General features: G+C 51.7%; 13 protein-coding genes. 9 read left to right on the top strand and 4 right to left on the bottom strand.

Annotated elements, in window-relative coordinates; genetic code table 11:
* Positions 1-106: 106 nt before the first annotated feature.
* The gene (locus PCH05_RS13755) at positions 107-1,072 is read right to left on the bottom strand and encodes a FecCD family ABC transporter permease (RefSeq protein WP_246049557.1); all 966 of its coding nucleotides are present in this window, start codon (positions 1,070-1,072) and stop codon (positions 107-109) included.
* A gap of 86 nt (positions 1,073-1,158) precedes the next feature.
* Complete coding sequence (locus tag PCH05_RS13750) at positions 1,159-2,172, bottom strand: FecCD family ABC transporter permease (protein ID WP_246049555.1); 1,014 nt, start codon at positions 2,170-2,172, stop codon at positions 1,159-1,161.
* A gap of 237 nt (positions 2,173-2,409) precedes the next feature.
* On the opposite strand from PCH05_RS13750, the gene PCH05_RS13745 reads away from it, so the two are divergent.
* From PCH05_RS13745 to yidD, 3 genes are all read left to right on the top strand, one after another.
* The gene (locus PCH05_RS13745; protein WP_127602973.1) at positions 2,410-3,384 is read left to right on the top strand and encodes an ABC transporter substrate-binding protein; all 975 of its coding nucleotides are present in this window, start codon (positions 2,410-2,412) and stop codon (positions 3,382-3,384) included.
* 179 nt (positions 3,385-3,563) lie between these two features.
* The gene (locus PCH05_RS13740) at positions 3,564-4,025 is read left to right on the top strand and encodes a Fur family transcriptional regulator (RefSeq protein ID WP_127602972.1); all 462 of its coding nucleotides are present in this window, start codon (positions 3,564-3,566) and stop codon (positions 4,023-4,025) included.
* A 1-nt stretch (position 4,026) separates the two neighbouring features.
* A complete protein-coding gene (gene yidD / locus PCH05_RS13735) occupies positions 4,027-4,299 on the top strand; it encodes a membrane protein insertion efficiency factor YidD (protein WP_127602971.1) in 273 nt (90 codons plus the stop codon).
* 110 nt (positions 4,300-4,409) lie between these two features.
* Here the strand turns inward: yidD and PCH05_RS27285 are convergent, their stop codons facing one another.
* Complete coding sequence (locus PCH05_RS27285; RefSeq protein ID WP_164766646.1) at positions 4,410-4,589, bottom strand: hypothetical protein; 180 nt, start codon at positions 4,587-4,589, stop codon at positions 4,410-4,412.
* Between the two features lie 59 nt (positions 4,590-4,648).
* Here PCH05_RS27285 and metG point away from each other — a divergent pair, with 59 nt between their 5' ends.
* The 5 genes from metG (at position 4,649) to PCH05_RS13710 (ending at position 10,200) form a co-directional block, all read left to right on the top strand.
* A complete protein-coding gene (metG, locus tag PCH05_RS13730; RefSeq protein WP_281278767.1) occupies positions 4,649-6,652 on the top strand; it encodes a methionine--tRNA ligase in 2,004 nt (667 codons plus the stop codon).
* 261 nt (positions 6,653-6,913) lie between these two features.
* Positions 6,914-7,825: a metal ABC transporter substrate-binding protein gene (locus tag PCH05_RS13725; RefSeq protein WP_127603085.1), complete on the top strand. Its 912-nt coding sequence runs from the start codon at positions 6,914-6,916 to the stop codon at positions 7,823-7,825.
* Positions 7,826-7,872: 47 nt separating this feature from the next.
* The gene (locus tag PCH05_RS13720) at positions 7,873-8,625 is read left to right on the top strand and encodes a metal ABC transporter ATP-binding protein (RefSeq protein ID WP_127602969.1); all 753 of its coding nucleotides are present in this window, start codon (positions 7,873-7,875) and stop codon (positions 8,623-8,625) included.
* A 48-nt stretch (positions 8,626-8,673) separates the two neighbouring features.
* The gene (locus PCH05_RS13715) at positions 8,674-9,468 is read left to right on the top strand and encodes a metal ABC transporter permease (RefSeq protein ID WP_371860545.1); all 795 of its coding nucleotides are present in this window, start codon (positions 8,674-8,676) and stop codon (positions 9,466-9,468) included.
* Positions 9,469-9,486: 18 nt separating this feature from the next.
* Positions 9,487-10,200, top strand: coding sequence for a cytochrome c biogenesis CcdA family protein (locus PCH05_RS13710; protein WP_127602968.1), 714 nt, complete (start codon positions 9,487-9,489; stop codon positions 10,198-10,200).
* On the opposite strand, the gene splB is transcribed toward PCH05_RS13710, so the two are convergent.
* Entirely contained in the window at positions 10,197-11,267 is a 1,071-nt protein-coding gene (splB, locus tag PCH05_RS13705; RefSeq protein ID WP_127602967.1) for a spore photoproduct lyase, read from the bottom strand. The two genes, PCH05_RS13710 and splB, sit on opposite strands and share 4 nt — an antisense overlap.
* A gap of 170 nt (positions 11,268-11,437) precedes the next feature.
* On the opposite strand from splB, the gene mntR reads away from it, so the two are divergent.
* A complete protein-coding gene (gene mntR, locus PCH05_RS13700) occupies positions 11,438-11,863 on the top strand; it encodes a transcriptional regulator MntR (RefSeq protein ID WP_127602966.1) in 426 nt (141 codons plus the stop codon).
* Positions 11,864-11,985: the final 122 nt, after the last annotated feature.

Here is an 11,985-nt window from a genome sequence, read left to right as displayed (position 1 = left end):
TGCAGCAGTAGTGAAAGCCCTCGTGTTGATGTTATACTGAGACAGGTAGAAAGTAAAAAGGCGTCTCGGCAGTCCGACGTGGACCGATGAGACGCCTTTTTATTTTTTACGTGCTCCGGTTTCTCCACAACAAGTAGATGAAGAATGGCGCGCCGACGGCGGAGGTAAATACGCCCACCGGAATATCGAGCGGTGTAAACAAGTTCCTTGCCAGGACATCCGCGAGTACGACGATAAAGGCTCCGCAAAGTCCGCTTGCCGGAAGCAAGGATCCATAAGAGGAGCCGATGAGCTTTCTGGCGATATGGGGGGAGAGCAGCGCTATGAAGCCGATCGCGCCTCCGACGGAAATGCCCGCACCGGCGAGTCCGACGGCGGTAAAAATGAGCAGGGTGCGGTCTCTTTCCACGCTGCTGCCCGCTCCGGCAGCAAGATCGTCGCCGAGCTGCAGCATATTGATGCGGCGGGCAAAAACAAGGCTCAAGCATCCGAGTACGGCAAACCATGGGAGGATCATGTTCACATGCTTCCAGGAGCTTCCGTACACGCTGCCGAGCAGCCAGTTAAACGCCTTTTGCGCGACATCCGTAGGCCCAGTCACAAGCAGCATTGTAGAAATGGACGAGGCTACAGACCCGATGCCCACGCCGACCAGGACGAGCATTAACGGATTGACGCCTTTTTTCCAGGAAAGCAAATATATGAGCAGCGTCGTTAACGCCGCGCCGATGAACGCTGCCGGCGGCAGCCAGAATACGCTGGCTGAGGGTATCAGCGTAATGATGGCGGTGGCTGCCAGCGAAGCGCCGCTGGTTACCCCCATGACATCCGGGGAAGCCAGCGGATTGCGGATAAGCCCCTGGGTAATCGCACCGGACATAGCCAGGCAGGCACCGACCATGGCGCCAACGATTACGCGGGGCAAGCGGAGCTTTTGCACCACGACGACATCAAGCGAGTCGCCTTGACCGAAAATGCCTTGTACAACGGCCCAGGGATTCACGTACTTCGTTCCGAAACCGACGCTTACGATCATGGCGAGGATCAGGAGAAGCGCTAAGCCAACAAGCACAGTTATTTGTCTCCTGCTTGTCAATAAAGAAATCCGCTCTCCGCTGATTCGAATAGCGATGGGCTCTTTGGGATTTTTTGCGCGGCTCATTTTTTTAACAGCCCCTTTCTGGCAGCGTGAATGAAGAAAGGAACGCCAATAATGGCAGTCATCACGCCAATAGGGATTTCGCGCGGCATGGCAATGAAACGGGCGGCAATATCGGCGAGCAGCAGCAAAATGCCGCCGAGCACCGCACTGTAGGGGACAAGCCACCGGATATCCTTGCCTGCGACCGTCCGGGTAATATGCGGGATGACCAGTCCGAGAAACCCAATCGGACCTGCAACGGCCACGGAGCTGCCCGCCAGCACAACGATAAGCGCTCCCATCGTAAGCTTGAGCAGCAGTGTTCGCTGCCCCAGGCTCTTGGCGACATCGTCCCCCAGCATCAAGGTGTTGATCGAGGAACTGATTAGCATGGCGATCAGCCAAGCGGCCAGCATGTAAGGGAGCAGACTCAACAGAATATTCAGGCTTCTGCCCTCGACCGATCCTGACATCCAGAAAAGTACTTCCTCCATAGCTCGTCCGCTAATAATGAGCATGCCATTGGTCATCGAGCTGCAGAAAGCGGTAATGGCTGCGCCCGCCAAGGTGATTTTCAGTGGCGTAAGGCCCTGCCTGCCCGCAGAACCAAGGATAAATACGAATAGGCAGCTGACCCCAGCGCCTAGGAATGCGATCCATGTAAATGAAGCAAGTGAGCTCACGCCGAAAAGGACGAACGAAGCGACGACAAACAACGACGCGCCGGCGTTGATTCCGAAAATGCCTGAATCGGCAAGCGGATTTTTGGTCAGCGACTGCAGCAGCACACCGCAAATGCCAAGGCTGCCTCCGACGAAAGCCGCGATCAGCGCTCTCGGCACCCGGACTTCGCGGACGATGATATGCTCCGTGCTTCCATTGTAGGAGGTGAATGCCTCCAGAACCTGGCGCCAGCCCGTGCTGTGTACGCCGAACAAAATGCTGGCGGCCATGCTTAATAGCAGAATAACGATCCCGGCAATCAGGCCGATCCATTTGTATGTAGTTTTATGCAGCCAAACAGTCTGCACCGAATATCCCTCATTCCTACCCAGGAAAATAAATAACATATAAAAGTTTAAGGGGAGGGGGGACTAAAGTCAATGAATATCATTCTCAGTGAGAAAAGAGAAGCTAAATAGAAAGCCCATTCGAAAAACGGGCTAATTTTCCTAATTTGTTGACAAGTGAAAGCTGTTTCAATTAGGATTAGTATTGCTACTGATAATCATTATCATAGAGATAATAAAAGGGGAGAACACATACTTATGAAGAAATGGAACGGCATGATACTTATGCTGCTTGCAGCCGTACTCGTGCTTTCGGCCTGCGGCAATGACAGTGGCAGCTCATCGGGAACGACCGGGAACGATAACAAGGAAGCGGCTCAAGGATCGGAAGATGCTGAGCGCACGATTGATACGATTATGGGCAAGGTGAAGGTGCCTGCTCATCCGCAGCGCGTCGTCGTTCTGACTAACGAAGGCACCGAAGCTCTATTATCGATAGGAGTCAAGCCTGTCGGCGCCGTAAAATCCTGGACGGGAGATCCTTGGTATCCTCATATTAAAGATCAAATGCAGGGCGTAGAAAGCCTTGGCGAAGAAGGCCAGCCGAATATAGAGGCGATCGCCGCCCTGAAGCCGGATCTGATTTTGGGTACGAAAATGCGTCAGGAGAAAATCTATGACCAACTGACTGCAATCGCACCGACTGTTTTCTCTGAAACGCTGCGCGGTGAGTGGAAGGAAAATTTCAAGCTGTGGGCGAACGCCGTTAACCAAGAGGAGAAAGGCACTGAAGTGCTTGCGGCCTATGACAAGCATGTGGCTGACCTCAAAGCCGAGCTTGGCGACAAGCTGAACATGAAGGTTTCGATGGTTCGCTTTATGGCAGGCAAGGCTCGCATGTACTATAAAGACACGTTCTCTGGCCTTATTTTGAGCGAGCTAGGCTTTGCACGTCCGAAATCCCAGGATAACGAAGGGTTTTTCGATGACGTCGGCAAAGAGCGCATTCCGGAGATGGACGGGGACATCCTGTTCTATTTCACTTATGAAACCGGAAACGGCAAAGGCAATGAAATGGAAAAGGAATGGACGAACGACAAGCTTTGGAAAAACCTTGATGTCGTGAAAAAGGGCAATGCCCACAAGGTTGATGACGTGATCTGGAACACGGCCGGCGGCGTGCTGGCGGCAAACCTGATGCTCGACGACCTGAAAACGTATTTCATCAAGTAAAAATCATTCATTCCTAAGAGGGAACCCGTTACCCGGGTTCCCTCTTGCTGAATTGACTGGCCGGAGCTTTTGAGGCATTATTAGAAGTAGTAAAACGGCTGCGAAATTCGATAATTTTTATTGAAATATGACAGTTACAGGAATGCTTTACCTTGATACAAACGGGAGGATTGAGCGTTATGCTTTCGACAGACCAGATCATTCACGCCATGTCGGAACAGGGACTGCGCATTACCGACCAGCGGAAGACGCTCGCCAGATTATTCGGCGAACATTCGGCATATTTGTCGGCCAAGGATGTTTATGAATATATGTGCAAGAAATACAGCGGTCTCAGCTTTGACACGGTATACCGGAACCTTCGCGTCATGCAGGAGCTAGGCGTTCTCGAGCAGGTGGTATTTGAGGAAGGAATGAAATTCAAGGCGAGCTGCAACGAAGATCACCATCACCACCATATGATCTGCCTGCAGTGCCAGCGAACCTATCCGATCCATTTTTGCCCGGTCGATCTGGCGGATGCGCCGGAAGACTTCCAGGTTGTGACGCATAAATTCGAAGTATTCGGTTATTGTAAGGACTGCCAGCAGTCCGGCTCGGATGAGGAACAAGGTTCTTCCAAAGCTGACAGGGTGCAGTAATATGGGAGTGAGCCGCAAAATCGCTCAGGGTCCCATCGTATTCTACCGGAAGGTGATTTCGCCGCTTAAGCCGCCTACATGCCGGTTTTATCCGACCTGCTCCGCCTATGCCATGGAAGCGATAGAAGTGCATGGAGCGTTGAAGGGCAGCTGGCTGGCGGCCAAGCGGATTGCTAAATGCCAGCCGTTTCACCCGGGCGGAGTGGACCTGGTTCCGCCGCGCAAGGAGAAAAAGGGCGTGCATCGGCAACAGGATCGTGACCAACAGACTTGACTTCAGATGTGATGGTTCAGTATATTAAGAAATATAGGTAATTTCCAAAGAACGGATGAGTAGGAGAACATAAGCTTAGCTCAGAGAGCCGGTAACTGCTGCGAGCCGGTCTAAGCGGGTTCACCGAAGATGGTCCCGGAGGAACTGCTTTCGAGCGGCAGCGGATACGCAATGATCCGGCTGCGTAAGGGGGCGGCGTGTTCCAGCGTTAATGGACGGTATCCGGTCGTATTCCGGAAACCGGTGGAGCCTGTCTTCCGGAAGGAAGCGGGGAAATTGGGTGGTAACACGTGAGAGAACTCTCGTCCCATAGCGGGGCGGGATTTTTTTGTGTTCAAAGAAGAAAATTATTGCATTCCAGGAGGATGAGCTTCGAATGTCCGAGAAAAAGACGTTTTACCTGACAACACCGATTTATTATCCAAGTGACAAGCTGCATATTGGCCATGCATACACCACGGTTGCCGGCGACGCCATGGTCCGCTACAAAAAACTCCGCGGCTATGACGTCCGCTATTTGACGGGAACCGACGAGCACGGTCAAAAGATCGAACGCAAGGCTGCCGAAGCCGGCAAAACGCCGCAGCAGTTTGTCGACGATATCGTAGCCGGCATCAAGGATCTGTGGAACAAGCTTGATATTTCCAACAGCGATTTTATCCGGACGACCGAGCCACGCCATACGAAGGTTGTGCAGGAAGTGTTCGAACGCCTGCTTGCGCAGGGCGATATCTACAAAGGGGAATATGAAGGCTGGTATTGCACGCCGGATGAATCCTTCTTCCTGGAAAGACAGCTTGTGGACGGCAAATGTCCGGATTGCGGTCGTCCCGTCGAACGCGTCAAGGAGGAAAGCTATTTCTTCCGCATGAGTAAATACGTGGACCGTTTGCTGCAGTATTACGAGGAGCATCCGGATTTCATCCAGCCGGTATCCCGTAAAAATGAAATGATTAACAACTTCATTAAGCCGGGCCTGGAGGATCTCGCGGTTTCCCGTACGACCTACGAGTGGGGCGTGAAGGTCAAAAGCGATCCGAAGCATGTCGTTTATGTATGGATTGACGCGCTGCTCAACTATATCACCGCACTCGGATACGGCTCGGATGATACGACGCTGTTTGAAAAATATTGGCCTGCAGACGTTCACCTGATGAGTAAGGAGATTGTCCGTTTCCATACGATTTACTGGCCGATCATTCTGATGGCGCTCGACCTGCCGCTTCCGAAGAAGGTATTCGCGCATGGCTGGCTGCTCATGAAGGACGGGAAAATGTCCAAGTCCAAAGGCAACGTCGTCGATCCTGTGACTCTGATCGACCGTTATGGTTTGGATACCTTGCGTTATTACCTGCTCCGTGAAGTGCCATTCGGAGCGGACGGAACCTTTACGCCGGAGAGCTTCGTAGAACGCGTGAATTCCGATCTTGCCAATGACCTCGGCAACCTTCTCAATCGTACGGTGGCGATGGTCGACAAATACTTTGACGGACTTGTCCCGGCATACCAATCCGCGGTAACCGCATTTGACGGCGAACTGGAGGAGGCGGCAAAAGCCGTATACATCAAGGTTGAAGAGGCCATGGAAAATATGGAGTTCTCGGTTGCTTTGACGGCCATCAGCCAGTTTATCAGCCGCAGCAACAAATACATTGACGAAACGCAGCCATGGACGCTGGCTAAAGACGAAGCGAAGCGTGACGAGCTCGCTTCCGTTATGACGCATTTGGTGGAAAGCCTGCGGATCGCTTCCATCCTGCTGCAGCCGTTCCTGACCCGGGCTCCGCATAAAATCTGGGAGCAGCTTGGGATTGAAGAAGGCGAGCTGACAGCTTGGGACAGCGGCAAAACCTTTGGCCGGATTCCTGCCGGCACCAAGCTGGTAAAAGGCAACCCGATTTTCCCGCGCCTTGAGGTCGAGCCTGAAGTTGCTTACATCAAGGAAGCGATGACCGGAGGTGCTCCGGCGGCCAAGGAAGAAGAAGCGAAGCTGGCTGAAGCGACTGCAGAGGAATTGCCGGAGCTGAAAGAAGAAATCGGCATCGAGGATTTTGCCAAGGTGGAGCTGCGCGTGGCGCAGGTCATTTCCGCTGAGCCCGTGAAAAAAGCCGACAAGCTGCTGAAGCTGCAGCTGGATCTCGGATTCGAGCAGCGTCAGGTGGTTTCGGGCATTGCCAAATTTTATACGCCGGAAGACCTGGTGGGCCGTAAAGTCATCTGCGTCACGAATCTGAAGCCGGTCAAGCTGCGCGGCGAATTGTCTCAAGGCATGATTCTTGCCGCATCGCAGGGTGATCAGCTGACGCTGGCAACGGTGCCTGACAGCATGCCGAACGGGGCTGTCGTGAAGTAATTGCTTAAGAAGTCTATCGAATCCGGTCTGAACCGGAGTGAATAGAGGAATAATAAGACGGAGTACCTTTAGGAATAAAGGTGTTCCGTCTTTTTTTTAGATTCAGGATTGATGGAAATCATCTCCGGATCCATAATACGGTTGACAAATTTTCAACACCCATTCTATAATTTATTAGTAAAATTTACGATTAAGGAAGGTTCTAATCCATTGAAAAAGACAGTACGCCTGAAGGCGGCTGCGGCATGGAGCTTGGTTTTGATGCTGATCGTAATAGCATCCGGCTGCGGCCCGCAGAGCCAGGGGAAAATCGTTGAAGGAAAGGTCAACGTCGTGACCACCTTTTACCCCATATATGAATTTGCCAAAGCGATCGGCGGCGAAGATGCGAACGTCATCAACCTCCTGCCGGCCGGCGTGGAGCCCCATGACTGGACGCCGCGCAGCCAGGATATTGTCAATACCTCCAAAGCGCAGCTCTTTTTCTATAACGGTGCCGGATTGGAGGGCTGGGTACCTCAGTTTCTGAAAGGCTTGAACCGGAATTCGAAGGTTAAGGCCTACGAGGTGAGCAGCGGAGTGAAGCTGATTGAATCGGACGAAGACGAGGAGCATCAGCACGAGGGCGAGGGCCATAATCATCTGCAGCACGTTGACCCTCATACGTGGGTGAGCCCGAAGTCAGCCATGATCATGGCTGAGAACATGCTGAACAGCTATATCGAAGCGGATCCTTCCCATAAGGATGCATATACGAGCAGATACCTGGTACTGAAGAAGAAGCTCGAGGATCTGGATCAACAATTCGTAAACCAGTTGAAAGATATGCCCCGTAAGGAAATCGTCGTATCGCATGAGGCTTTCGGATACTTGGCTCGGGATTACGGGCTGACGCAGCATGCCATTATGGGCTTGTCCCCCGATGCCGAGCCGCGGGCTCGTGATCTGCTGAATTTGTCTAGGCTGGTGAAGGAAAAAGGCATTCATTATATCTTTTTTGAAGAGCTGGTATCGGATCGCCTGGCCAAAACGTTGGCTTCCGAGACGGGCGCCGAGGTGCTCGTGCTGAATCCCGTGGAAGGGCTGACCGAAGAGCAGCTGAAACGCGGCGATGATTATTTCAGTCTGATGCGCAACAATTTAACCAATTTGATGTTGGCATTGCAGGGGTAATTATACGAGAAAAAAAGAAGGATTTCACATAGAAAGGTAGATGTCACATGTATACGCCGATCATTGATGATTGCCATGAGCCTGTGGTGGAGCTGGAGCATATCTCCTTTTCCTACCGGGAACAGCAGGTCATCTCGGATTTGAGCTTTACCGTTAAGGAGAGAGACTTTGTGGGCATCATCGGTTCCAACGGCGCCGGAAAATCCACGCTCATGCGGATGATCGTGGGTCTACTGCCTGCAGGTAGTGGCCAAATCAAGCTGTTCGGGCAGCCGATCCGGAGGTTCAAGGACTGGGAGCGGATCGGATATGTGCCGCAAAAGAACTCTTTTAATCCCTTGTTTCCGGCAACGGTCCGTGAAGTGGTCCTGTCTGGCCTCTACAATAACAAAAACCTGTTTAAGAGAGTCAGCAAAAGCCATCAGCAAAAATGCGACGACGCGCTTGAGGTCATGGGAATCCAGGATATTGCGGGAAAGAGAATTGGACAACTGTCGGGAGGGCAGCAGCAGCGCGCTTTTCTGGCAAGAGCCATGATCAATCGGCCCGATTTGCTTATATTGGATGAGCCTACCGTCGGCATTGACGCAGAAACGCAGGCGGATTTCTTTGAACTGATCACGCATATGCATGAGCATCATCATATGACGTTCCTTATGGTGTCCCATGATATGGGGATGGTGGAAAGCTATCTTGGAAAAAATCCCAAGCAGCAAAACGGAAAGATCAACTTTTATGTCCGGCATTCTCATGAAATTCAAAATTGCGAGGAGCGGGATCTGCAGCATTCGCTGACGTGATCATGGAAACATCCGCAGAAGGAGTCGTTATAATTGGCTATTGATATTATGCTTAGTGATTTTTTTCAGCGTGCGCTCGCCGGCGGCATTCTGATCGGCATTACCGCGCCGCTGATTGGGATTTTTCTGGTCCTGCGCCGGTTGTCCATGATCGGGGATACCTTGGCGCATGTCACCATTGCAGGGGTTGCTTTAGGCTTTTTAATCGAGGTATACCCGCTGGGTGCAGGCTTGGTGTTCGCCGTGCTGGCCTCGTTTGCGATCGAAAAGCTCCGGAAAGCGTATAAAAGCTATGCCGAGCTGTCCATTGCCATCATTATGTCCGGCGGAGTCGCGCTGGCTTCTTTGTTTTTTACGCTCGGTATGGGTTACAATACAGATGTGATGAGTTATTTGTTCGGAAGCATCTATACGCTGGATACACAGGATTTGTACGTGGTTGGCGCCGTAACGCTGGTCGTGGCCGTGGTTGTGGCTCTCTTTTTCAAAGAGTTCTTTCTGCTCAGCTTTGAGGAGGATGCCGCAAGCGTGAACGGGCTGCCCGTGCGCATACTGAATATGCTGATTACGATTCTGACTGCGCTGGTGATCAGTACGGCGATCAAAATTGTGGGGGCGCTGCTGGTGTCTGCGCTTCTGACCATCCCGGTTGCCATTAGCTTGCTCATAGCGCGCAGCTTCAAATCTTCCGTGATTTTATCCGTGGTCATTTCCGAAATTGCCGTGATTATCGGGCTCGTCATTGCCGGTATTTGGAACTTGGCGCCAGGAGCAACCATTGTTCTTCTCTTGATCGCATTTCTGATTTTGACGATGGCCGGCAAAAAGGGATTTTCGAATTAGATTATAGGGGGTACGGCATTGTCGAACTTGAATGTCTGGATCGCGTTTCTTGCCGGACTGGCTTCCTTTATCTCTCCCTGCTGTCTTCCTTTGTATCCTTCATACTTATCCTATATTACAGGGATGTCGGTTCAGCAGCTGAAAACGGAGCAGAACAAAAAAGAAGTCCGTTTCCGGACCATGACGCATACGCTTGCGTTTATCTTGGGCTTTTCCGCGGTGTTTTACACATTAGGTGTGGGGGCCGGATTGTTCGGTAATTTTTTTAACAACAACCGGGACCTCATTCGCCAGCTTTCCGCCATTTTGATTATATTGATGGGGCTGTTTCTCGTGGGTATTTTTCAGCCCAAGTTTTTGATGAGAGATTTCAAAATGGACTTTAAATTCAAACCTGCGGGTTACATAGGCTCCTTTATTTTCGGCATCGGCTTTTCCGCAGGCTGGTCGCCTTGCGTAGGGCCGATTCTCGCAGCGATTATTGCGCTTGCGGCAACGGAGCCCGGTGCATGGTTCCCGCTTATTACCGCTTATACGCTCGGGTTCGCCATTCCGTTCTTCGTGCTCGCCTTCTTCATTGGTTCCACGAAATGGATCGTGAAATATTCGGGCATCATGATGAAGATTGGCGGTGCCTTGATGCTCCTGATGGGCATCCTGCTGTTCACGAACCAAATGACGAAAATTACAATCTGGCTGCAGGCCATTACACCGGACTGGTTGAAATTCTAGGTGAAATAATCAATGTTGGCTGAAGGGAAATGCTCAAAAATCCGCTCTGTGATAAATTCGCGCAGGGCGGTTTGCTGTTCATCGGGGTATACGTACTTGGATTGTCCCCAGCGACCCCACTTCTTTTTGCGTTTTTCGATGTCCATTTCGAGCTTGGTTTTGGGATAGCGCTGCTCGATAACGGATTTTGCCGTTTTGGTAAAACGGTGCTGGATCAGCTCAAAGGTCAAATCGCTTGTGGCATCCTTGGGAAGCGTCTTCTCCAGACGCGCCAGAAGGTCCGCATAGCCTTCTTCCCAGCCGTCGTACCAAATGATCGGAGCAATGATGAAACCGAGCGGATAGCCGGCGTGAGCCACTTTACCGGCAGCCTCGATCCGTTCCTCGAAGTGGGATGTGGAAGGCTCGAACTGGCGGATCACGTAATCGGAGTTCACGCTGAAACGGATGCGGGTGTGACCGTTGTGCTTTAGCTTAAGCAGCGGGTCCACATGATGGAATTTGGTGACGAATCGCAGCCTCCCGAATTCCTCGTCCGCCATGAAGGTAATGAGATCGGCAAGCGAGCCGGTAATATGCTCAATGCCGACGGGGTCCGAGGTACAGGCGGCCTCAAACCGGGTAATCTCCGGCTTACGCTCTTCGATATAGCGTTTGGCCGAAGCCAGAATATCCTCCGTGTTCACGTATACACGGACATAAGGCTTGGCGCCAAGTGTCGTTTGCAGGTAGCAGTAGTGGCAGTGGCCCATGCAGCCGGTGGAAATCGGAATCGCATATTCGGCGGAAGGCTTGGATTGATCAAATTCCAACGTCTTTCGGACGCCGACCACCAGGGTGCGTTTGGCGTTTTTGTATTTTTCAAGATCCGTGTCGCCGGGCAGATTCGTAATGCGGTTGTGTGAAGTGGTCATCCGGAGCGGGATGTTGTTTTGCTTGACCCACTCCATGATTTTTACGCCCTTGGAATAGTTCAGCGCATCCGGCTCAAAATAAACAAGGTCCGGAATGAACGGTTTGGTGGGCCGCAGCGTTCGCTTGGGTCTTTCCGTGACACCTGTTCCCATCATGTCAGCTCCTTTCCGGTTTATTATGTGTGCGGCCTCTGGTAGGCAGTCGTGGGAAAAGCGGCGTTTCCCGGCAGGACTTGCCAAGTCCTCTCGGAAACATGTATCATTACAAGAGCAGGTATTAGGGTTCCAGGATTCATGCTTAAAAAGAGAAAAGAGGGAAGAAGATGCCAACGCCCAGCATGGAGGATTATTTGGAGCGCATCTACAAGCTGATTGACGAAAAGGGATATGCTCGCGTCTCGGACATTGCCGAAGGCTTGGAGGTTCATCCTTCATCGGTTACCAAAATGATTCAGAAGCTCGACAAGGATGAGTATCTCATATACGAGAAGTACCGCGGACTCGTTTTAACCAGCAAAGGCAAGAAGATGGGCAAACGTCTGGTGGACCGCCACAAGCTGCTGGAGGAATTTTTAGCGATGATCGGCGTGTCTGATGAGCATATTTATACCGATGTGGAAGGAATCGAGCATCACTTGAGCTGGGATTCCATCACACATATTGAAACGCTTGTAGAGTTTTTCCGCCGGGATGAGCAGCGTCTTCAGGACTTGCGAAATATTCACAATGAGCTAGTGGGCGATTCGTAAACAAGGCATCTGTCCCTGACAAGAGACGGATGCCTCTTCGTTTCTAACCGGACAAAAGGCCCCTCTGCAGCGTCAGCCACCTGATCGGCTGCGGCTTTTTCAAGATTACAGAATTTATAAAG

It is taken from the genome of Paenibacillus chibensis (assembly GCF_004001045.1).
GTDB lineage: Bacteria > Bacillota > Bacilli > Paenibacillales > Paenibacillaceae > Paenibacillus_AQ > Paenibacillus_AQ chibensis.
Note: the sequence above shows the minus strand (reverse complement) of the source record. Positions and strands in the feature narration are given on the sequence as shown.